Below are 19,984 nucleotides of genomic sequence, written 5' to 3' on the forward strand. Positions count from 1 at the left end.
ATGCCGGGGGGCAGCGGTGATCTGACGGGGGTAAATCAGGGAATAACAGCGCGTTGCAGGGGCGAAATCCCTGTGATAGAGGGGCTCTGTTCCGGTGGGGTGCGCCCCGGACAGCCCGGATGATCCGCTGTGCCGGGGAGGCTGTGCCTTGAAAGGAGAGGGGCGATGGGGTATAATTGCACCCATCGAAAATTACCTCAATTTGTCATGTTTCCCTATGGTTTCCCCAGAGTCTTTCTCCACCAGCCCCTTGCAGGGCCACACGGAGGTTGAGCTATGGATGGCGCACCGGTTCAGCAGGCACGTATCACCCAGGCAATAAGGACCCTGCCCCCAGAGATGTCCGGCCTCTTTGTCTCCATGGACCGGAAAAAACACTACCCGGGGAATCCCGACGGCGGCATCCCGGCCATGACCTATTTTACAAACCGGAAGCAGGTTCCCAGGGGCATGCTCAAAGCCATATCCCTGTGGTTTTCCGGGCACGACGCCATGAAAGAGAGCCGCCCGGAATGGGGGGAGTACTATGCCACGGTGCAGGGGCTCAGCGGCGGGGAGATGTGCGTCTCCATGCGGGTCCGGGACCCTGAAGGGGCGGGCAGCGTCGAGGTGATGGTGGAAGTCGAAATCATCCACAGCCTGGCCGACGGCAATCCCGTTCCCTGACGCCACGGGCCGGGCGCTGTGCGATGGTCCGTGAAACGGGGAATCTGTCTTTGTATATCATGCCTTGTCACCCGGCATGATTCCTAAAATCGTTGCGAAAATCAGTCTTGAATCCTTGAGGCAATGTGAGAACTCATGCGGGGTTGGTCTCGCTTTGGTCTGTGGTACATCCGGGCCCGGAGGAGGGCGCTGCCCGCGCAGAAAGGAGGCATCACCATGGCAAAGGAGAGCAGTGGCGCCAAGCGCATTCCGGGGCGGAAGCATCGCCTGGGCGAACTGATGATGGAGTACGGTTACATCAGCGAAGAGCAGCTGGAGACGGCCCTGAAACGGCAGATGCACGACGGCGGGCAGTTGGGCTCCATCCTCATTGACATGGGCTTCATCGGGGTGGACGACCTGTTGAAGTTTCTGAGCAAGCATTTTGAGGTGAAGCCCGTCAACCTCTTCAGCATCAACATCCCCCAGCATGTCCTGGACATGATTCCCCAGGAGAAGATGCGGACCCTGCGCGTCCTTCCTGTACGCCTGGAGGGGCATGAACTTGTCCTTGCCATGGTGGCACCCCAGGATTTCATGACCATCAACGACCTGGGGTTTTCCCTGGGCATGAAGATACGGCCTGTGGTGACCCCGAGCTTCATGATGGAGGCGGCCCTCCAGTCCCTTGCCGGGGGATACGGCGACGGCATCTCCGGGGAGGTGATTCGGCGCACGGCCGAGGCTTTGAGTCTTCGCATCGAAAAGGCGCCGAAGCTGAAAAGCCTGATGGAGGAGATGGTCAAGCAGGGGGCCAGCGATATGTTCATCTCGGCGGGGGCGCCTCCGTCCCTGAAGATCAGCAACCAGCTCAAGCGCATGCCCATGGGGGTACTCTCCCCTGCAGATTGTGAAAAGTATGCCCGCGAGCTGCTCACCGATGATCAGTGGCGCAGGTTCCAGGTGGAAAACGATGTGGAGATGGCGCTGAACGTCAAGGAGGTGGGGCGGTTCCGCATTGCCCTGTACAAACAGCGCAACACGGTTTCCATCGCCTTCAGGGCCCTGCCCGAGGTGCTGCCCAGCATGGAAGCCCTCGGCCTGCCGGACTGGGTCCACGACTTTGCCCTGAAGCCCCAGGGGCTGATCATGGTGTGCGGACCGGCCGGCCACGGAAAGTCCACCACCCTGGCCAAGATCGTGGACATCATCAATGACAACCGCCGGTGCAACATCATCAGCCTGGAAGACCCGGTGGAGTACCTTCATAAGCACAAGAAGTGCAACGTGAACCAGCGGGAGGTGGGTCGGGACTGCGAGACCTTCCATGACGGGCTGCGAAGCATTTTCCGGCAGTCACCGGACGTGATCGTGGTGGGAGAGATGCGGGACAAGGAGAGTTTCGAGATCGCCCTTCGGGCGGCCAATACCGGGCACCTGGTGATCAGCACGGTCCATGCCGACAATGCCACAGGGATCATCGAACAGGTGATCAACATGTTCCCTTCCCATCAGCAGAACCTCATCAGGAGCCTTCTTTCCGCCTCCCTTCTCTGCACGATTTCCCAGCGGCTGATTCCCAGACGGGACGGCAAGGGGCTTGTTCTGGCTGTGGAAAAGTTCATCAACAGCTACCGCATGAAGAACCTGATTCGCGAAGAGAAGACCCACATGATCCGCACCCAGATGCAGACGGCCGGCGAGGAGTTTGTTCCCCTGGATTTTTCCCTGGCGGATCTTTACTCCAGGGGGGAGGTGACCTTCGAGGATGCCGCCCGGTACATGGAAAACATCGGGACCCTGCAGAATGCCTCCACCCGGAACGGGTACATGGCGGCCAGGGAAGGCTAAAGGGCGGGGATCCACTCCCGCCTGTGATGTCATCGAAGGGATCTTGCGGCCATGTTGGCCTGGTGCCTTTTTAACTCTTCGGGGATCCGCTGCACCGCCGCCAGGGAGACACAGGCCATGAGGGCTCCCCCTATAAAAGGAATGCGGTAGTCCACCACCCAGAGCAGGCCCCCGATGAAGGGCAGCACCACCGCTGCAATATGGTTGATGGTAAAGCCCGCTGCCATGCTTGGAGCGATGTCCCGGGGATCGGCCACTTTCTGGAAGAAGGTCCGGATGGCGATGGCGAAGTTGAAAAAGATGTGGTCGAGGATGTAGAGGACGGCCACCAGCACCCTGGACTCCGCAAAGGCGTAGGCGATGAAGATGAAGATAAGGCTCAGGTACTCCAGGGAGAGGATGCGCCGCTCCCCGAAGCGGACGATGGCTTTTCCGATAAAGGGGCTCAGGAAATAGTTTACCAGGTTGTTGAAGAGGAACAGCACGGCGATCTCCTGGACGGAGAAGCCAAAGCGCTGAACCATGAGGAAGACGGAAAACGCAACAAAGATCTGTCGCCGTGCCCCGGCCATGAAGGTGAGGAAATAGAAGAGCCAGTAGCGCTTTCGAAAGATCGCCTTTTTGCGCTGGGGAACGGCGGCGCTGTGGGTGGGGTCACCCACAAGGCTGTAGAGGCCCAGGGCAACGATGGCCGTGCCGCTGAAGATGTACATGCCCTCAAAGCTCAGGAAGGGGGCGGCGCAGAAAAACAGGACACTGGCGAAGATGGCGGTGGCGGCACCGAAGCTCCGCAGCTTGCCCAGCACAAGGGGAGCTGTGTCACGGTCAAAGTATTGAAGGGTAAGGGACTGGTTGACGGTTTCAAAGTAGTGGAACCCGAAGCTCATGGCCAGGGTGGTCAGGGCAAGGCCCCAGAAGCTGGGAAACCATCCCGTGACGCAGACGCCGATGCCGAGAATGATCACGGAAAACGAGGCGATGCGGTGCTCTTTCAGGAAGAGGGTGACGTACACCACAAGCAGGGCCAGAAAGCCCGGGATTTCACGGATGGATTGAATGGCGCCCACATGGCTGCCGTCAAGGCCGATGACCTGTACGGAGAAGTTGTCAAAAAGGATACGCCAGGATTGCAGCCCGAAGGTGGCACCGAGCGTCAAAAGCAGAAGGAATCGGTACATGGGCCGATTCCACGGTTGGAGAGAGAGTTTCATCATGGCCTTATATCAGTTGCTGTCTATGGGTAAAGTGCAAAGTATGTCACAGGGTCGCAGGCCGGGCAAGGTCAACCTTTTCCAACGGGGGAGGGTGGTTGACGGCTCCCCCGCGGAGGAGAGATGAGACAATTGCTGCCGTTTAACTCCCAGGAGATCGCCCGGGTGGAAGCTCTGGGGGAGTTTCTCCTCAAGGAGGACATGGAAGATTTCAACCGGGACTACTCGGTGTGGTCGCGCCTTCCCGAGTCCGTGCTGAAGATCGCCCTGAAAAAACGGTTGGCCCTGGAGCGCCAGGTCCTGGAAAAGAACGGGGCCTCATCCCATGAAAACATCCACGCCGTTGTGGATGCCGGGATGCGGTTGATGTCCCTGGCCCGATTCTATTACCAGAGTTCCGAGTCGTACCGGGAGTTGATCCACGAACTCTACCCGGTGCAGCTCCCGTGGTAGCCAGGGGGCTCGCCAGGGAAAGACAAAAGGAGAGGACGATGAATCGCTGGTTTCTGATGGGAAGTGTCTCAATGGTTGCCGGCCTGTTTCTGCTGGTGATGAAAGCTTTGGCCAATTTGACTCCGGGGGATCCCCTGCGGTTCGACTTCAGCCTCAAGAGCCTGATGCCTCCTGAGCGGCTGACGTGGATCGACGGCATCTCCAGCTCCGGGCTGCAATCCGCAGCCCATTGGATGGAAGCGGCCCCTCTGTACATCTATTGCTTCGGCCTGGGGGTGCTGCTGATCCTGGCCAGCGGCCTGGTCCGGGAATAAAGCACGCGCGTTTTCCGGCGGGGTGAGGGCCATGGGGTGCACCCGGTTTGCTTGAACGGTGGGAATATCGGATGACGGTGGGTCTGTTTTGTGCCGTTGACGCGCTTTGGCTCAGCGGCAGGACGCCATGATTTTTTCCAGGGTGGCCAGGGCCGAGTAGTAATTAAAGTTTTCAATGCTGTAGGTGAGTTCTTCGATGAGGTGCCCGGCCTCAGGGGGGATCAGGACCTTGAGAAGGTCGGTTTCCTGGGTCGTTTCAAATTTGTTGTGGGAGAGTTTGTCCCGCAGCCGTACCAGGGTGTGGGTGAGTTGGGCAGGTGGAGCCGACGGGGTGGGATCCCATTTTTCGGGGGCTTCCGTGGACGGCATGGGAAGGGGGCAGAGGGAACCACGGATCTCCACCAGTCGCCGTGAAAGGTGGGTGGGTTTCAGGGGCTTTTTCAGGATGGAAAGGGCCTCAACCTCCTTGAACAGGGAGGCAGCGGCGTCGAAGAGGCCTCCGGAGCAGACGGCAAAGGTGTGGGCAATTCCCTGGGGCCAGTCCGGGACAACGGGCGCACCGGGGGGCGACAGCTCGGCATCGGAGAGGAGCCAGAAGGCAAGCTCCCAGGGAGGGCTGGGGCAGGGCACCGCATGGGCCGGGTGGATGCGGTCCACCTGATAGCCCCACCACTCCAGGCACCGGCAAAGGCCCGTCTCATCAGGGCAGGGAGGGCCCACGAGCACCACGGGTTGGGAGGTGGTGAGGCGCGGCAGGTGCGGTGGGGTTCTCCAGGGAACGGTGAGCTGAAACGCAAAGACGCTTCCGAGGCCAGGCTTGCTGCGGACAGTGATCTCTCCCCCCAGAAGGGCCACGATTTTTTTGCAGATGGCCAGGCCCAGGCCGGTGCCGCCGTACTCCCGGGTGGTGGAGCAGTCCGCCTGGCTGAAGGGCTCGAAGAGAATGCGGGCGTCTCCGTGGGGCAGCCTGGAGAAGTCGATGCCGATGCCCGTGTCCCGGACACCGGTCTCCAGGGTGATGAGGTCTGATTCGCGCCCGACCACCCGGCAGCAGAGGGTGACGCTCCCCGAGGGGGTGAATTTCACGGCGTTGGCCATGAGGTTCACAAGCACCTGGCGGATGCGCAAAGGGTCCCCGGTGACCATGGCGGGCAGATCCGGGTCCACCTCCAGGACCAGGGCCAGCCCTTTTTTTTCAGCCTGGGGGGTGAAGGTGTCTGTGACCTCTTCCAGGAGCTCCAGGTAGCTGAAATCAATGACTTCGGCCGTGAGTTTTCCCGCATCGGCCCGTGAAAAGTCGAGGATATCGTCGATGAGGGTCATGAGGGCGTGGGACGAGCGCATCATGATCTCGATGTAGTTTCGCTGCTTTTCGGTGAGCCCCTCGGCCTCCAGAAGCTCGGCAACCCCCATGATGGCATTCATGGGGGTTTTTATTTCGTGGCTGATGTTGGCCAGAAAGCGGCTTTTTGCCTTGAGGGCACTTTCGGCCAGGTTCTTGGCTTTGGTGAGTTCCCGGGTCTTTTCCGCCACCTTGTCTTCCAGGCGCTCCCGGTAATCGGTAAGCTCGATCTCCGTGGCTTTTCGACGGGTGATGTCTGAAAAGGTGCAGAGAGCCGCAGGCCGCCCCAGGTACCTCAGGTGGCTCACGGTGATCTCGATCCACACGGTGCTGCCGTTGCCGTGACGGATGCGGTACGCCCAGGTGCGGGGAGGGCTGTCCGGGTTTCTGAGGGCCGAGTCGAAGTAGGTCCAGACGGGGTCGATGTCATCGGGGTGGGTCCACCCCCAGAGGATGTCGGCGGTGGCTTCGAGGAGTTCTCCGGTGGTGCGGCCGGAGAGGATGCTGCAGGCGGCGTTGGTGAAGACGATGCGCTGATCCTGGAGAATCATGACGCCCTGGAGGGTGTTGTCCACCAGGGTCCGGTATTTCTCTTCGTTTTCCTTCAGGGCCTTTTCGGCAATTTTCCGCTTGAGGATCATGCGGTTGGCGGCATCGGCAAGGTGCTTGAACTCGGAGAAGAAGAGCTTGTCCGGATCGATGGTGGTGAAGTCCCTGGAGGCTTTTTTGAAAAAGGTGCCGAAGGAGGCGAAGGAGCGGGCCAGGTGCCTGGCAAAGAACCCGGAGACCGTGGCACTGACGGCAACAGCCGCGCAGAGGATGACGAGGACATAGAGGAGCTGCTCGCGGATTCGTTGCTTCAGGGCATCCTGTTTCTGGCCGAGGGCAAGGCCCATGGCGTGGGTGTCCGCCGACGCCCCGATGACCCAGCCCAACCTGGAAAAGGGACGGAGATAGCCCAGGTAGGCGGTGCTTCCGTCCGGAGCATCGTACTGGATGAACCGTCCCTCCTCCTCTAAGCCCTGGGTGGCAAGGGCGGCGGTACTTTCTGCGGCAAAGTCGTGGCCGGTGAGGGGGGCGCCGGTGTCCGAGAGGATGAAGACCCGGTCGGCCGTGGGGCTTGTGGGGCGGTAAAGCTCCTTGATGATCCGTTTTTTAAGGGTGCGGTAGAACTCGTCATGATAATAGCCCGTGCCCACGATCCAACCCAGGGGCTTGATCAACCGGACGTAGGTGGTTTTCAGGAAAAGGGGCCCTTCGGGGGCTTCCGGTTTGGGGTATCGGTAGGTGAGGTACCCGTCTCCGGCGGTGAGGGCGAGGTCCACGGCCCGCCTGGCGATGGGAAACTCCTCCTGGCCCGACAGGCGGGCAAAGGGGGTGCCGTCAAGCTTCGGGCGAATGGCGTTGAACATGAGGGTGCCGTCTTCATTCAAGGCAAAGAAGAAACGCTGGTTTTTCTGGGACCGTGCCTTTCGAAGGGCGTTGCGCATGAGGGCGTGGCGAATCTGGAGGGGCAGCCCGGCCTGGTTTTCCGAATGGATGGCCAGAAGGATGGAGGAGGTCTCCAGGACCCGCTCTTTGAGTTGCTGGCGGCGCTGCTCTTCGGCAATGGTGATGGCCCGGTCCAGGGTTGCCTCCAGGCGATTTGTCATTTCAACGAGGCTCTGTTTCCGGGTCTCCATGAAGTGGGTGCGGACCTGGTCGGACTGGTCCCGGAGGCGGTTGTTCTCAACGGCAACCCAGAGGGCCCCCAGCCCCGACAGGGCGCAGGTCATCAGGATCATCATGAGGGAGAAGTAGGATTCCGAGATGGTCCAGCGTCTCTTCATGGAGCGGTCAGTTCAGGGGCAGGGTAAAGGTGAACTCGGAACCCGAGGCGTCGGTGCGCGTCAGGTGGATTTCCCGCCCGTGCCGCGAAAGGATGTGCCGGGTGGGGTGATGAAGAGGCCCAGCCCCGTGCCTTTGTCGTCAGCTTTTTCAGTAAAAAAGGGCTCGAAGATGGTGTCGATTTTGTCCGGCGGGATGCCGGGGCCGTTGTCCGAGAGGGTGACCCAGGCCGAGTCGTCTGTTTTTCCGGCCCGGATGACGATGGAACCGGAGCCGGTGGTGAGGACCTCGGTGGAGTTGTTGATGAGGTTTACAAAGACCTGGGAGATCTGGTGGGGGTCGCAGCAGACGCTCAACTCTTTGGAGACGCCGGAAGTGTTGATTTCCACGCCGCATTTCAGGAGGCGGTACCGGAGCATCTCCAGGGCGTCGTCGATGATGTCGCACAGGGGGGTGAGGACATTGGAACGCCCCCGCTTTTTCGAGTAGCCCTTGAGCCGGTCGGTGAGGGCGTTGATGCGCTGGGCCCCCTTGACGATATTGACGGCCCGCTGCTGGATGGAGACCATGTTCCCCCCGAGGATGTCGTCCATGATCATCTCCGCGTTGCCCACCACGTAGTGCAGGGGATTTTTCACCTCATGGGCAATGGCCGCGGACAGGGTCCCCAGGGTGGCGAGGCGATCCGAGTGGATGAGCTGGCGGGTTCGGTCGTGGACCAGGCTGTTGAGGCGGTCCCGGTGCATCTTGAGTTCCATGTGGGTGCGCACCCGGGCCTTGACCACCGCAGGGCGGAATGGCTTGGTGATGTAATCCACGGCCCCCAGCTCCAGGCCGAAGGTCTCGTCTTTTTCGTCGTCCCTGGCTGAGATGAAGATTACGGGGATGTGGGCGTGGTCGGGGTTGTTCTTGATGCGTCGGAGGACCTCGTAGCCGTCGATGCCGGGCATCATGATGTCCAGGAGGATGAGGTCCGGGCAATGGTCGTCAACCATCTCAAGGGCTTTGGAGCCGCTCCGGGCAAAGCTGATGTCGTACTCTTTTCTTAAGGTTTCACCGAGAATTTTGATGTTGGTGGGCATGTCGTCCACAATCAGAACGTTCATTCGGTAGGGCGTGGGGCTCATCGTATCTCCTTGCTGCCCGGTTAAGACTTGGCCGGTATGTAAGGGGCATGGACGCGGGCATGACTCTATTTGACGTCGGCTCCGGTTTTGCATACACAAAGGGCGTTGAGCGGTGCCGAATATCATCGCCAAGGCGGCCGAAACGTGGGATGGTGTGGGTTGTGTGCCGAGCCCCTCACGTACCGGAATATCCTGCGGTGTTCTCTTCCCTGTCGGTATGAATGACTGAGCGAGTCATTTCCTTAGTGATATTCATACCGGGTGACAAGGAAGTAAAAAGTGTATCAATATACCCTGTCAAATGCAACATGGATAAGTCTTTTCAATTTTGTGTTACTCTATAGGTAACATCTTTGATGGGAGGTATTCGTGCCACCGGGCGGGGCATTGCCCCCAGCGTGAGATAAGATGGCCGGATGACGTAATAAGTTCACGGGACGGAGAGTGCAGAATGGAGATATTGGAGACCCCCTACGAGGAGGTGGTCGGCTATGTGAAGGCCCGGTACGGCAAGGGGGCCTTTCATGCCTCGGCACTGGTACGGGAGGTGATGGTTCACGGCAACCCCCGCTTTTGGGAGGCTAAGGCGTTTTCCGAGGCACCGGCCCTGGCCTCTTCCCTGGCAAAAGAGGTGCGCTTTGCCCCGCCCGTGATAGAGGAGACGGTTCGGCGGGAGGGGGTGGTGAAGGTCCTCCACCGCCTTTCCGACGGCCTGGCCGTGGAGTCGGTGGTGATCCCCATGAAGGGGTATGCCACCTTGTGTGTCTCCACCCAGGTGGGGTGTCGCATGGGATGCCGGTTCTGCCGTACCGGGCGCATGGGCCTGCACCGGAACCTCACCGCAGCCGAAATCACCGGGCAGCTCTGGAACGCCCGGTTTGTCTTGAAGGCCCCCATCCGAAACGTTGTGTTCATGGGCATGGGGGAGCCCCTGGACAACCTTGAGAACGTGGTCCGGGCCATTCGGGTGATGACGGACGGCCGGGGCTTTTCCATCGGCCCCAGGCGCATCACCGTCTCCACCGTGGGGCTGGCCGATGAGATCCCACGCCTTGCCGACGCAGGGACAGGGGTTCGCCTGGCCCTCTCCCTGAATGCGTCGGACGACGCCGTGCGTGCCGACCTGATGCCGGTGAACAGGCGCTACCCCCTGGCCACCCTCAAAAAAGCCTGCGTGGCCTGGCGGTAAACCGCCGGATACGGGACGGGGTGCTCCTGGAGTACGTCTTGATCCGGGGGCTCAACGACCGGGGCGAGGATATCTCCAGGCTGGCGGATTTTGCAAGGGGGGTGTCTGCCACCGTGAACCTGATCCCCTTTAATCCCTCCGGTGAAGAGACCCCCTTTGAGCCCCCTTCCGATGCAGAGGTCAACGCCTTCCATGACCGGCTGGTGGCTGAGGGGCTCCATGTGCGACGGCGCTGGTCCCAGGGGGAAAATCTCCTGGCGGCCTGCGGGCAGCTCGGAGAAAAGGCGTGTTCGCACAAAAGCAGGTGACGTCTACAGGGCGGTGTGAAGGAGCACGTCGCCCTCTTTGGCCGGGTCCAGGGAGACAATGCGGTTCCGCCCTGACTCCTTGGCCCGGTAGACGGCGGTGTCCGCAAATTTAAGAAGTTGCTCGGGGCACCCGGAGTCCCCGGGGGTCATGCAGGAGACGCCGATGCTCAGGGTCACAAAGGGGTGGGTGGAGGATGCCTCGTGGGCAATGCCCAGCTTTTCCGTGCTCCGGACAATGAGGTCGGCCACGATAAGGGCCTTGTCCAGGGGCGTGTGGGGGAGAAGGACCACGAACTCCTCGCCACCGTACCTGGCCGCCAGGTCGTGGGCTCGTTTGACGCAGGCGCTGATGGCCCCGGCCACCCGTTCCAGGCATCGATCCCCGGCCTGGTGGCCGTAGTGGTCGTTGAATCTCTTGAAGTGGTCGATGTCGATGAAGATCAGGGAGATGGGGGAGCTGACGCGTGCGGCGCTGCGCCACTGGGCGTCATAGACGGTATCGAAGTGGCGGCGGTTGTAAAGGTTGGTAAGACCGTCGGTGATGGAGATCCGGGCGAGCTTCCGGTTGGTCTCGGCCAGTTTACGGGCGTTGATGCGCTGGAGCATGGCCTGGAGGAACTCCCGCCGTGCCTCGCTTTCGAGCTGAAAGCACCCGAAGAGGCTGATGATGAGGGCGGCGCAAAGGACCAGGGCGCTGGTCGACTGCCCCCCCGCCGATGGCGGGCATGCTGTCCAGGCTGACGACATAGGCAAAGAGAATAACCGAGGAGGTGATGAGCCCGGTCTTGAACCGGATGCCTGCCACGATGTTCCCGAAGATGGCAATGAGGATGATGCCGGTGTAGTAGTGGGCCACGTTGGGATGGTGGCTCTGGGCTACAGGTATGATCCCCGAGGAGGTCAGCATCATCAGCACCATGATAAAGAACTCGCTGTGGCGCCGGAAACGTTTGATGGTCACAAGGCCCATGACCAGCAGGATGGCCGGGGAGACCACAAAAAGCCTGAGCCGCCATGCTGTGGCGGAGATGTCGGGCACCATGATGCGGTCGCTGATGAAAAAGAGGTTGTAGATGACGATGGCCAGGAAGCCGGCCAGGGGGAAGTGGCGGTTCCGCTTGTCGGTTTTCTGGTCCCGAAATCGGGACTCCAGGGGTTCGGGAAAGGCGAAGACCCCAAAGCGACGGGCCAGGCAACGACGGATGACCCCTTCGTGGGAGAGTCGGCTGTGTGGAGAGTCCAAGGGCACCTCACTCAAGGTCGTTAAGTCCGTGAGAAAATCACCGCGCCCGGGGGGGAGGGCCTTGCATGGGATAGGGCAGGGTGCCGGGGCAACCTGAATAGAAACGCATACAAAAAAAGGAGGCAGTCTCCTGCCTCCTTCCTTTGAAAAAATCGAACGGCGATTAGCGCTTGGAGAACTGGAAGCGTGCTCGGGCGCCTTTCTGGCCGTACTTCTTACGCTCTTTGACCCTGGAGTCACGGGTAATGAACCCGGCGCGCTTCAGCACATCGCGAAGCTCGGGGTCGGCAAGGAGAAGGGCCTTGGTGATGCCGTGACGGATGGCACCGGCCTGTCCCATGATACCGCCGCCTTTGACCTTGACGTTGATGTCGTAGGCGTCCTGGGCCTCAACGAGGGCCAGGGGGGAGGCGAGAACAAGGCGAGCCATGGGGTTGGGGAACGCCTCTTCAACAGGTTTATTGTTGACGGTGATTTTACCGCTACCGGGGGTGATCCAGGTGCGGGCAATGCCGTTTTTCCGTTTGCCGGTGGCGTAGAATACGTTTTCTTTTTCCATGAATATCCTCAGTATCTCTTGATTCGCTGTGATGGTTGCTTAGACTGCGAGGGTCTCAGGCTTCTGGGCCGCATGAGGATGTTCTTCCCCTGCGTACACGAAAAGCTTTTTGTTCAGCTCACGACCCAGTCGGTTTTTGGGCAGCATGCCCTTAACGGCGAAACGGAGCAGATCCTCGGGACGCTTCTCAAGAAGTTTGTCGGCGGTGATGGCGGTGATGCCTCCAACGTAGCCGCTGTGACGGTAGTACGTCTTGTTCTTGAGCTTGTTGCCGGTGAGCTTGATCTTGTCGGCGTTGATGACAATGATCCAATCTCCGGTGTCAACATGCGGTGTGTACATGGGGTTGTGCTTACCACGAATGTGTGCTGCGACAACGGAAGCGAGTCGGCCAAGCACCTGATCCTTGGCATCGACGACGAACCATTTCTGTGGATTGTCCGATTTCTTTGCGCTATAGGTATATTTTTTCAATGTTGTATACTCCCGGTCGGTTTTCGTACAAATAACTGAAATTAAATAATTGAATTCACCTGATTTGTCAAGTGGATTCTTAATATTTGGGCACACGTGGTAAAGGCTTGCCGGAGACGTGATACCACAAATCAGATCGTAAAAGAAAGAGGAGATTTCAAAAAAAATGAAAAATGTGGAAGTGGAGGTGAAATACCGTCTGGCCGATGCCGATGCCCTGAGACAACGCCTGGTGGATGCCGGGGCAAAGGGGACGGGAAGGGTTTTTGAAGCCAACTCTCGCTATGATACTGCAGATGGCGGAATCAGGCAAGCCGGATGTCTGCTTCGCCTGAGAAAAGATGGAAAAACGCGCCTCACCCACAAAACGCCCCACGCCGACACCGGGACGGACGGCTTTAAAATCTTCCGGGAGCTGGAGGTGGAGGTGAGTGACTTCGACACCATGGACAAAATCTTGAACGCCCTGGGATTTGAGGCGGTTCAGACCTATGAGAAGTGGCGGGAGACCCTTCACTTCAAAGGCTGCGAGATCTGCCTGGACACCCTCCCTTACGGCGAGTTCATGGAGATCGAAGGAGAGAAGGCGCGCATCGAGGAGGTGGCGGCCCTGTTGGGCCTGGCCCGCAAAGGCCGCATCGCCACCAACTACCTCTCCCTTTTCGAGGCCCTGAAAACCGAGTTCGATCTCCCCTTTTCCAACCTGACCTTCGACAACTTTTCAGGCCTCACCCACGACTTTGGTAAGGTCCTGAAGCGCTTCGAAGCCGCTGGCTGAAGCCGGAGACGGGGCTAAGCCTCGGCCTTGGCCTTGGCAGCGAAGGGCTTGACCGCGGCCTCGTGGGTCTCGTTGCCCCGGGCGTGGCTTTGCCCCTTGCCGGTGGCGGGCTTGGTACAGGTCACCGCAGCGTTGATCACCCCGCCGGCCTCCACGATGAGGTCCCCGCAGGTCACGGTTCCGGAGCAGCAGCCCCCTTTAAGGACAATGAGCTCTTTTTCCGCCTTGAGGGTCCCCTCATAGGTGCCGCCCACGGTGATGGAGCTGACAGTGACGTCGCATAAGGCTTTTCCCTCTTCGGCGATGATGAGGCTGTCCGCCTGGATGGTGCCGTTGACCACCCCTTTGATCACGAGCTGGCCCTTGCCGGAGATGTTTCCGGTAAAGGTGAGGCTTTTGTCGATAACGGAGAGATGTTTCGATGGGTTCATTGTGTGACTGTTTCCATATCGTACCCAGGCGGGCCGGGCGGTTAGAAGGTGAATTTTTTCTTATAACGCAGGGCACCGCCCTGGTCGAAACCGTAGAGAGTGACCTCTTTAAAGGACAACGTTCCCGGATCTGTTCCAATGGTGAAGGTGTGGTTGGTGAAGTTGCGCATCTTGAACCCTTCCCCGCGGGCGGGATCTGACGGGACCCCCTTTTTCAGCTGGGGGCGGGGGGAGGATGCTGGCGTCTCCCCTTTTCCTGGCGGGACCACCAGAAAGAGGGTGCCTTTGATGCGCTTTTTTTCCGGGGTGTCGTTGGCGATCTTGAAGGTGATATTGAGAAAGGAGCCGTCCTCGGTCCTCTGGGCGTCCATGGCGTCCACCCGGATAAAGGGGGGCTCAGGGGGCGCCACAGGCTTTTTGGTCTTGGACGGGGCCTTGGCGGGTGTGGCCTCGGGGGCCTTGGCCTTGACGTTTTTTTCGGCCAGGGCCAGTCGGGCCATGAGCAGCTCCTGGTCGGCGGTCTGCCGGGCCAGGGTCGTGCTGAGGTTGCGTTCCCGCAGGATGCTTTCGGTCAGCGTGTTTCGGGTGTGGAGCCAGAGGCCAGTGATAACGGCAAGGGCAATGAGGAGCAGCCCCATGCATATCAGGGTGGCGGTGACCACCCGGCGGTAGTTGCCGGAGTGGACCATGCGTCCGTCGGTGCTGACAAAAAGGAGGCGCCACTGGCGGGTATGGCGGTAGGGGTTGGGAAGGGCGTAGCGGGCCAGCTCACCTTGCAGGTCTTTGGTGTAGTCGTCCGAGGGCAAAAGATCCTCCTTGAAAACCAGGCCGGGCAGGGGGCGTCACCCTCCCGGGGCGTTACAGGGTCGTGCGGCCGGTGGACAGGCTGCGAATATCTCCGGTTAAAACAGGCGTCCTTGAACCGCGTATCCCAGGTGCCTGCAGGCATCCTGGGAGACCTTTCGCCCGGAGGAGGTTCGGGCGAGAAATCCGATTTTCAGGAGGTAGGGCTCCACCACATCCACAAGGGTGTCGGTCTCCTCCTGAAGGGTGGCGGCAATGGCCTCGATGCCCACGGGGCCGCCGCGGTAGTAGTCGATGATGGTTTTCAAAAAGGCCCGGTCGAGGTTGGTGAGACCCAGACCGTCTACCCCTTCCAGGGCCAGGGCTTTCTCCACCACCTCGTCGGTAAGAACGCCGTCTGCCCTTACATCGGCATAATCCCGCACACGCTTTAGCAGACGGTTCAGGATTCGGGGGGTTCCCCGGGAACGCAGGGCCAGGGCCCGGGCCCCTTCGGGGGTCAGGGGGGTGTTGAGCAGGGCGGCGGATCGCCTGGCGATACGGATGAGGTCCTCGGTGTCTCGTAGAAGTCCAGGGTGAACATGCCGAAGCGGTCACGCAGGTGCTGAATCGATACGGGTGGTGGCGCCGATGAGGATAAAGCGGTTGAGCCGAAATCGATGGCTCCGGGCGTGGACCCCTTTGTCAAAGACGATGTCGATGGAAAAATCCTCCATGGCCGGATAGAGGAATTCCTCCACGGCCTTGGGGATCCGGTGGATCTCATCGATGAAGAGGATGTCCCCCTGCTTGAGGTTCGTGAGAAGCCCCACGAGGTCTCCTCCCTTTTCAAGGGCCGGTCCCGAGGTGATGGTGAGGTCTCCCCCCATTTCGTTGGCAATGATGTGGGCCAGCGTGGTCTTGCCGAGGCCCGGAGGGCCGTGGAAGAGCACGTGCTCGATGGGTTCCTCGCGTTTTTTGGCCGCTTCGATGGCGATCTCAAGGGTCTCCACGGTCTCCCGCTGCCCGACGTAGTCGGCAAAGGAGTCCGGCCTCAGGGAGAAGACGCTCTCTTCCTCCTCTGGGTTGATGGGATTCCCGGAGACAAGGGGGGTGGTCCGTGGGGACGAACCGGAAGATGAAAAAGAGAAAAGATCATCGCTCATCGCGTGGGGGACACTCCTGGGTTGAGATGGCCGCGGCATGGCGCAAACACACCATGGCAGCGCACCTTCGGGTAAAGGGATGCTTGCATGAATTAAGGCCGACACACATGGGGATGATACCTTTTTCCAAAGGTGGAATCAACCGGGAAGCGTGCCGCCTCCGGGGTGAACACATTTGGCCCCGGCAGGGCTGCCGGGGTCAAAAATCAAGATGCGTTACCCCTTGGGGGCGCGGTAGACTTCGTCCAGGAGTGACTCGGGGCTGTTGATCTCCGGGTTGCGCGTCATGGCGTCTGCCACCAGGGCCTTGGCGTCGCTGCTCTTGTGGCCGAGCTGGTGGGTGAGGACGTCGATGACCTGGTCCACGAGGTCTGCCCTGGGCACCGGTTGAAGAGACTGCCTCCAGGGCGAACCGGGCGGTTTTCCCTTCCAGGGTGGCGATGATCTTCTGGGCCGTGCGCTTGCCGATGCCGGGAAGCTTCATGAGGCTTTTTAGGTCAGCGCCCTCGATGGCAGCGGCTATTTCCTCAATGGGAAGGCCCATGGCCTTCACCGCCTTCATGGGGCCGATGTCCTCCACGGAGATGAAGAGCTGGAAGAACTCTTTCTCCTCTTCGGTGTGGAACCCGATGAGGGTGGCCTTGGGCTGGCGCTCGGTCTGGTGGGTGTAGATGGAAAAGGAGAGCTCGTCTCCGGGCTCGCGTGTGGCGATGGAGGCCATCACCGAGGCGGGAAGCAGGATGTTGTAGCCGACGCCCCCCACGAGAAGGAGAATTTTCTCTTCTTCTTTCTTGAGGAGTCGTCCTTGCAGGTAACCGATCATAGGGGTGTTGTAGCCTCGCAAAAAGTTAGGGGATGCGTCTTATGCTGATTTTTATCAGCGGCGAAGACGGTTGTGCCGGAAGAGGCCGATCATGGCCAGTGCCAGGGCATCGGAGGCGTGATCGGGCTTGATGGGCTCCGGGTGCTTCAGGAAGTCCCGGACAGATCGCTCCAGCTGGGCCTTGCTGGCGTTGCCGTTGCCCGAAAGAATTTTTTTTGCCTCACGCACCGGGACCTCGTTCACCGGAATACCCGCGGTGCAGGCGGCCAAGAGGACGACTCCCACCACCTTGCCCAGCAGGATGCCGGATTTGGGGTAGCGTTCCAGGGAGAAGACGTCTTCCACCACCATGAGGTCCGGGTGTTTGATGGCGATGGCTTCGCTGATCCGGCTGTGGATAAGGTGAAGCCGGGCTGCGGTGCTCATGTCCTTTGTGGTGCGGATGTGACCGAAGGAGTAGTCGGAGACGGTGAGGGCTGCGCCGCTGACCACGCCGATGCCCGTTTCGGCCAGGCCGGGGTCGATCCCCATGACTGTGACCATGCTTTAGGCGCCTTGTTGACGATGCCCCGCTTTGGTTTTGCGGGGCGGGAAAAAAGAACGGATGCTGCCGAATCTACTTCTCCAGCTTTTTTCGTGCGATGGAGGCTTCGGCGGTGTCGGGGTGTTTTCGCAGGAGTTCACCCAGGATCAGGTGGGCGTTTTCGGTTTCGCCCAGGGCTTCGAAGGCCAGGCCCTGTTTCAGGTAAGCCGCCGGGACCTTGTTGCCGTCCGGGTAGTTTTCAATGACCTTCTGGTACTCGAGGATGGCCTTCTGGAACCATTTTTCCCTGTAGTAGATCTCGCCGATCCAGAACTGGGCGTTGTCCGCGCTGTCCGAAGAGCTGTAGGTCTCCACCACGTCGGAGAATCCTTTTTTGGCGGTGTCCATGTCCCCGGCATCAAAGGCCTGCTTGGCCTTGAGGTAGGTGTTTTCGGCGGTGGCCTCGGTCTCCGGCGCTGGGGACTTGCCCTCCGTGGGCTCATAGCCCGTGAAGGCTTCGAGACGTGCCAGTTTGGCGGCCAGGGCGTCAATGCCGGCCTGCATGGCGGTGAGGCTCTTTTCCGTATCGGCTCCCTGGGAGGTGGCCTGGCTGCTGTGGTGGAGGGCTGCCTCCATATCCCCGCGAATGGCCCGGAGCTCCTCTTCCAGTTGCTCAAGTTTGTTGGCCAGTCGTACGTTTTTGCTGGTCACAGACTCTTCCACCCCTTTGGAGGCGGACTGGCTTTGGCGCATCTCCTCTTCAAGGAGGGTGATACGTCCGTTCATGGCAACGTAATCCTTTTGAAGGGCGCAGCCGGAGAGACACAGGCCCGCCAGCAGGCAGGCGACGACCTTGGGCTTCATAGCAGGGTACTCCTGATGCAGTCGTGGTTGGGCATGAAAACGAAAACGACCGAAGGGCGTCCGTGGACGCCCTTCGGTAACTTGGATAGACTAAGGTTGCTGCGGGCACAAGGTGCCGGAGAGCGAACCTATCGGATGACGAACTCGGCGCGCCGGTTCTTGGCCCAAGCGCTTTCGTTGGCGGCAGGGTCCATGGGACGCTCTTCGCCGTAGCTGACGGTGACCATGCGGTCTGCGTCTACGCCGAGGCTTTCAAGGAAGGCCTTGACGCGTGCGGCACGACGGTCGCCCAGGGCGAGGTTGTAGTCGGTGGTGCCACGGTCGTCGCAGTGTCCTTCGATGGTGATGCGGACGCCGGTGTTCTCTTTGAGCCACTCGGCCTTGGCTTCCAGGACGGCGATCTCAGAGTCCTGAACCGCAGAGCTGTCGTAGTTGAAGTAAACAGGGGTGTTTTCAAAGGCGGCACGGGCTTCGGCCCTGGCAGCAGCCTCTTTTTTCATCAGTTCTTCTTCGGCGATCATGGCAGCGTCATCAGCTGCGGCCGCGGCATCGGCGGCTTCCTGGTTCATGGTCTCCTGGGAAGCGGCCTCTGTTGTGGGGTCGGTTTCCACGGGTTTTTGGGAGCACGATACCGCCACCAGCATGGTGAGCAGCACGGTAATGAGCGCTAAGCTTCCTCTCCAGTTTTTTCCCATCATTCCTCCTCGTCAACAAATTTCATTGGGTTAAATTGGGAGACCACACCGGGGCGGTCTGTTCACCGGGCAGTGATACGAGTTGCCGTTGATCTGTGCCGTATGCGTTCATGACATAAATGGATGATCTGCCTCTCCTGTTCGAGGAGAAAACAATCAGGCTGCCATCAGGCGACCAGGACGGGGTCTCGTTGTCCCCGGAGTCGTAGGTGAGCTGCATGGGGCGTCCTCCGCGGGCATTGATGACATGAATGTCAAAATGGCCGTTTTTGGACCCGGCGTATGCAATCTGGTCACCTGTAGGGGACCAGGCTGGGCTCGTGTTGTACTTTCCGTCGAAGGTGAGGCGTTCAATGCGGCCGGAGGCCAGGTGTTTGACATAAATCTGGGGGGTGCCAGATCGCTTGGATACAAAGGCCATCCTGTCGCCAGAAGGGGAAAATACCGGAGATACGTCTATTCCCCACTTGCTCCACTTTCTTGTTAACCTTTTACGTATTTTACCCTTTTGGGTCAACAGATAAATCGCTTGATCCCCGTCAATTGTCAACGATGCCGCCATGGTTTTTCCCCCGGGGAGCCACGTCGGTGTGATGTTTGTTGTGCCCTCTGCCGTCACAAGATCGCGTCGGGATCCGGGCCAGGCTCCCTGGATGAAAATATCGGGTTTTTTATTGACATAGGAGGTGTATGCCAGGGTTGATCCGTCCGGGGACCAGGAGGGGGTCAGGGTAATGGCGTTGTTTCTGGAAACCTGTACCGGGGCGTGGCCGTCGAAGGCGCAGGTCCAGATCTCCTTGATGCCGCTGGTTCCCGTGGAAACAAAGGCGATGCGGCTGCCGAAGAACCCGTGTTTCCCCGAGTAGGTCATCATGATCTTGTCGGCGAGCTTCAGGATCAGGGGGCGCAGGGTCTCCTCCGCTGCGCCGGCACCGCGGAAGCGGACCCCGAAGAGGCTCTTCTGGCGGTAGATGTCGAAAAGGTAAAAGTCGCCGATGACGGTCTGGGCGCTGACGGTGAGGCTGCCCGTCACAAGGAGCTCCGCACCGGAGGAGCGCCACCGGTCGAAGTGGATGTCCTGTTCGGTGATGCCGGTGCGGGCGGGCTCTTCAAGGAAGGCGTCACGGCTCACCATGCGGAAATACCCTGTAAAGGCAAGGGTGTCTTGGAGAAGGGCCACGGCCTCCTCGGCCAGGGCAACCTCCCGGTCCGTGTTGCCCGTGACCCGGAAGGCGGGGACGGCAACCGGGGTTTTGTTCTCAAAGGGGTTGGTGACCCTCAGGCGCACCCGCTCTTCGGCCTGGGCCGGGGCGGCTGCAACAAAAAGGAACATCATAAGGAGAAGGGAACGTCCAAGGTTTCTGACTAATGTTTGCAT

At 59.9% G+C, this 19,984-nt stretch carries 21 protein-coding genes and 1 pseudogene; 7 read left to right on the plus strand and 15 right to left on the minus strand.

From position 1 onward, the window contains the following. Nucleotides 1-276: 276 nt before the first annotated feature. On the plus strand, nucleotides 277-666 hold the full coding sequence (locus ACOYW2_RS00465) for a hypothetical protein (RefSeq protein WP_482414759.1): 390 nt from the start codon (nucleotides 277-279) through the stop codon (nucleotides 664-666). Nucleotides 667-882: 216 nt separating this feature from the next. Beyond that, nucleotides 883-2,496 carry a PilT/PilU family type 4a pilus ATPase gene (locus ACOYW2_RS00470; protein WP_482421262.1) on the plus strand — a complete coding sequence of 538 codons (1,614 nt, stop codon included), beginning with the start codon at nucleotides 883-885 and terminating at the stop codon, nucleotides 2,494-2,496. 29 nt (nucleotides 2,497-2,525) lie between these two features. Here the strand turns inward: ACOYW2_RS00470 and ACOYW2_RS00475 are convergent, their stop codons facing one another. Continuing rightward, the gene (locus tag ACOYW2_RS00475) at nucleotides 2,526-3,674 is read right to left on the minus strand and encodes an MFS transporter (RefSeq protein WP_482769004.1); all 1,149 of its coding nucleotides are present in this window, start codon (nucleotides 3,672-3,674) and stop codon (nucleotides 2,526-2,528) included. A 156-nt stretch (nucleotides 3,675-3,830) separates the two neighbouring features. On the opposite strand from ACOYW2_RS00475, the gene ACOYW2_RS00480 reads away from it, so the two are divergent. Both ACOYW2_RS00480 and ACOYW2_RS00485 read left to right on the plus strand, forming a co-directional pair. Next, nucleotides 3,831-4,160, plus strand: coding sequence for a hypothetical protein (locus ACOYW2_RS00480; protein ID WP_482769005.1), 330 nt, complete (start codon nucleotides 3,831-3,833; stop codon nucleotides 4,158-4,160). Between the two features lie 38 nt (nucleotides 4,161-4,198). Next, nucleotides 4,199-4,474, plus strand: coding sequence for a hypothetical protein (locus tag ACOYW2_RS00485; RefSeq protein ID WP_482414763.1), 276 nt, complete (start codon nucleotides 4,199-4,201; stop codon nucleotides 4,472-4,474). A 111-nt stretch (nucleotides 4,475-4,585) separates the two neighbouring features. Here ACOYW2_RS00485 and ACOYW2_RS00490 read toward each other — a convergent pair whose 3' ends face one another. Continuing rightward, nucleotides 4,586-7,645, minus strand: coding sequence for a cache domain-containing protein (locus tag ACOYW2_RS00490; protein ID WP_482769006.1), 3,060 nt, complete (start codon nucleotides 7,643-7,645; stop codon nucleotides 4,586-4,588). 60 nt (nucleotides 7,646-7,705) lie between these two features. Further along, nucleotides 7,706-8,770, minus strand: coding sequence for a sensor histidine kinase (locus ACOYW2_RS00495; RefSeq protein ID WP_482769007.1), 1,065 nt, complete (start codon nucleotides 8,768-8,770; stop codon nucleotides 7,706-7,708). Nucleotides 8,771-9,221: 451 nt separating this feature from the next. On the opposite strand from ACOYW2_RS00495, the gene ACOYW2_RS00500 reads away from it, so the two are divergent. Both ACOYW2_RS00500 and ACOYW2_RS00505 read left to right on the plus strand, forming a co-directional pair. Beyond that, on the plus strand, nucleotides 9,222-9,959 hold the full coding sequence (locus tag ACOYW2_RS00500) for a radical SAM protein (protein ID WP_482769008.1): 738 nt from the start codon (nucleotides 9,222-9,224) through the stop codon (nucleotides 9,957-9,959). A 20-nt stretch (nucleotides 9,960-9,979) separates the two neighbouring features. Further along, nucleotides 9,980-10,267 carry a hypothetical protein gene (locus tag ACOYW2_RS00505; RefSeq protein WP_482769009.1) on the plus strand — a complete coding sequence of 96 codons (288 nt, stop codon included), beginning with the start codon at nucleotides 9,980-9,982 and terminating at the stop codon, nucleotides 10,265-10,267. Nucleotides 10,268-10,270: 3 nt separating this feature from the next. Here ACOYW2_RS00505 and ACOYW2_RS00510 read toward each other — a convergent pair whose 3' ends face one another. The 4 genes from ACOYW2_RS00510 to rplM all read right to left on the minus strand — a co-directional run bounded on the left by ACOYW2_RS00510 (nucleotide 10,271) and on the right by rplM (nucleotide 12,543). Beyond that, nucleotides 10,271-10,873 (minus strand): diguanylate cyclase, encoded by a 603-nt coding sequence (locus ACOYW2_RS00510; protein WP_482769010.1) that lies wholly within the window; start codon nucleotides 10,871-10,873, stop codon nucleotides 10,271-10,273. Then, a complete protein-coding gene (locus tag ACOYW2_RS00515) occupies nucleotides 10,848-11,510 on the minus strand; it encodes a hypothetical protein (RefSeq protein ID WP_482769011.1) in 663 nt (220 codons plus the stop codon). The genes ACOYW2_RS00510 and ACOYW2_RS00515 overlap by 26 nt, the downstream gene beginning before the upstream one ends. A 163-nt stretch (nucleotides 11,511-11,673) precedes the next feature. Beyond that, the gene (gene rpsI / locus ACOYW2_RS00520; protein WP_180137126.1) at nucleotides 11,674-12,069 is read right to left on the minus strand and encodes a 30S ribosomal protein S9; all 396 of its coding nucleotides are present in this window, start codon (nucleotides 12,067-12,069) and stop codon (nucleotides 11,674-11,676) included. Nucleotides 12,070-12,108: 39 nt separating this feature from the next. Then, nucleotides 12,109-12,543 (minus strand): 50S ribosomal protein L13, encoded by a 435-nt coding sequence (gene rplM / locus ACOYW2_RS00525; RefSeq protein WP_180137125.1) that lies wholly within the window; start codon nucleotides 12,541-12,543, stop codon nucleotides 12,109-12,111. 166 nt (nucleotides 12,544-12,709) lie between these two features. On the opposite strand from rplM, the gene ACOYW2_RS00530 reads away from it, so the two are divergent. Then, the gene (locus ACOYW2_RS00530; protein WP_482414768.1) at nucleotides 12,710-13,321 is read left to right on the plus strand and encodes a class IV adenylate cyclase; all 612 of its coding nucleotides are present in this window, start codon (nucleotides 12,710-12,712) and stop codon (nucleotides 13,319-13,321) included. Between the two features lie 14 nt (nucleotides 13,322-13,335). Here the strand turns inward: ACOYW2_RS00530 and ACOYW2_RS00535 are convergent, their stop codons facing one another. The 8 genes and pseudogenes from ACOYW2_RS00535 to tolB form a co-directional block, all read right to left on the minus strand. Then, nucleotides 13,336-13,752 (minus strand): bactofilin family protein, encoded by a 417-nt coding sequence (locus tag ACOYW2_RS00535; protein WP_482414769.1) that lies wholly within the window; start codon nucleotides 13,750-13,752, stop codon nucleotides 13,336-13,338. A gap of 41 nt (nucleotides 13,753-13,793) precedes the next feature. Beyond that, entirely contained in the window at nucleotides 13,794-14,558 is a 765-nt protein-coding gene (locus tag ACOYW2_RS00540; protein WP_482769012.1) for a hypothetical protein, read from the minus strand. Between the two features lie 96 nt (nucleotides 14,559-14,654). Beyond that, nucleotides 14,655-15,701, minus strand: a pseudogene (gene ruvB, locus ACOYW2_RS00545) (Holliday junction branch migration DNA helicase RuvB). A gap of 199 nt (nucleotides 15,702-15,900) precedes the next feature. Then, a complete protein-coding gene (gene ruvA / locus ACOYW2_RS00550; protein ID WP_482769013.1) occupies nucleotides 15,901-16,524 on the minus strand; it encodes a Holliday junction branch migration protein RuvA in 624 nt (207 codons plus the stop codon). Between the two features lie 54 nt (nucleotides 16,525-16,578). After that, nucleotides 16,579-17,067, minus strand: coding sequence for a crossover junction endodeoxyribonuclease RuvC (locus ACOYW2_RS00555; RefSeq protein ID WP_482414773.1), 489 nt, complete (start codon nucleotides 17,065-17,067; stop codon nucleotides 16,579-16,581). Between the two features lie 73 nt (nucleotides 17,068-17,140). Next, the gene (ybgF, locus tag ACOYW2_RS00560) at nucleotides 17,141-17,911 is read right to left on the minus strand and encodes a tol-pal system protein YbgF (protein WP_482769014.1); all 771 of its coding nucleotides are present in this window, start codon (nucleotides 17,909-17,911) and stop codon (nucleotides 17,141-17,143) included. Nucleotides 17,912-18,039: 128 nt separating this feature from the next. Beyond that, complete coding sequence (pal, locus tag ACOYW2_RS00565) at nucleotides 18,040-18,609, minus strand: peptidoglycan-associated lipoprotein Pal (protein WP_246317695.1); 570 nt, start codon at nucleotides 18,607-18,609, stop codon at nucleotides 18,040-18,042. 19 nt (nucleotides 18,610-18,628) lie between these two features. After that, a complete protein-coding gene (gene tolB, locus ACOYW2_RS00570; protein ID WP_482769015.1) occupies nucleotides 18,629-19,984 on the minus strand; it encodes a Tol-Pal system beta propeller repeat protein TolB in 1,356 nt (451 codons plus the stop codon).

This window comes from Desulfoluna sp. CLI2B, assembly GCF_056847375.1.

What these genes read in the sequence shown, in the direction of transcription:
- ACOYW2_RS00465 (WP_482414759.1), top strand. Translation starts at nt 277, where the DNA reads ATGGATGGCGCACCGGTTCAGCAGGCACGTATCACCCAGGCAATAAGG.
- ACOYW2_RS00470 (WP_482421262.1), top strand. Translation starts at nt 883, where the DNA reads ATGGCAAAGGAGAGCAGTGGCGCCAAGCGCATTCCGGGGCGGAAGCAT.
- ACOYW2_RS00475 (WP_482769004.1), bottom strand. Translation starts at nt 3,674, where the DNA reads ATGTACCGATTCCTTCTGCTTTTGACGCTCGGTGCCACCTTCGGGCTG.
- ACOYW2_RS00480 (WP_482769005.1), top strand. Translation starts at nt 3,831, where the DNA reads ATGAGACAATTGCTGCCGTTTAACTCCCAGGAGATCGCCCGGGTGGAA.
- ACOYW2_RS00485 (WP_482414763.1), top strand. Translation starts at nt 4,199, where the DNA reads ATGAATCGCTGGTTTCTGATGGGAAGTGTCTCAATGGTTGCCGGCCTG.
- ACOYW2_RS00490 (WP_482769006.1), bottom strand. Translation starts at nt 7,645, where the DNA reads ATGAAGAGACGCTGGACCATCTCGGAATCCTACTTCTCCCTCATGATG.
- ACOYW2_RS00495 (WP_482769007.1), bottom strand. Translation starts at nt 8,770, where the DNA reads ATGAGCCCCACGCCCTACCGAATGAACGTTCTGATTGTGGACGACATG.
- ACOYW2_RS00500 (WP_482769008.1), top strand. Translation starts at nt 9,222, where the DNA reads ATGGAGATATTGGAGACCCCCTACGAGGAGGTGGTCGGCTATGTGAAG.
- ACOYW2_RS00510 (WP_482769010.1), bottom strand. Translation starts at nt 10,873, where the DNA reads ATGCTCCAGCGCATCAACGCCCGTAAACTGGCCGAGACCAACCGGAAG.
- rpsI (WP_180137126.1), bottom strand. Translation starts at nt 12,069, where the DNA reads ATGGAAAAAGAAAACGTATTCTACGCCACCGGCAAACGGAAAAACGGC.
- ACOYW2_RS00530 (WP_482414768.1), top strand. Translation starts at nt 12,710, where the DNA reads ATGAAAAATGTGGAAGTGGAGGTGAAATACCGTCTGGCCGATGCCGAT.
- ACOYW2_RS00535 (WP_482414769.1), bottom strand. Translation starts at nt 13,752, where the DNA reads ATGAACCCATCGAAACATCTCTCCGTTATCGACAAAAGCCTCACCTTT.
- ruvA (WP_482769013.1), bottom strand. Translation starts at nt 16,524, where the DNA reads ATGATCGGTTACCTGCAAGGACGACTCCTCAAGAAAGAAGAAGAGAAA.
- ACOYW2_RS00555 (WP_482414773.1), bottom strand. Translation starts at nt 17,067, where the DNA reads ATGGTCACAGTCATGGGGATCGACCCCGGCCTGGCCGAAACGGGCATC.
- ybgF (WP_482769014.1), bottom strand. Translation starts at nt 17,911, where the DNA reads ATGAAGCCCAAGGTCGTCGCCTGCCTGCTGGCGGGCCTGTGTCTCTCC.
- pal (WP_246317695.1), bottom strand. Translation starts at nt 18,609, where the DNA reads ATGATGGGAAAAAACTGGAGAGGAAGCTTAGCGCTCATTACCGTGCTG.
- tolB (WP_482769015.1), bottom strand. Translation starts at nt 19,984, where the DNA reads ATGCAAACATTAGTCAGAAACCTTGGACGTTCCCTTCTCCTTATGATG.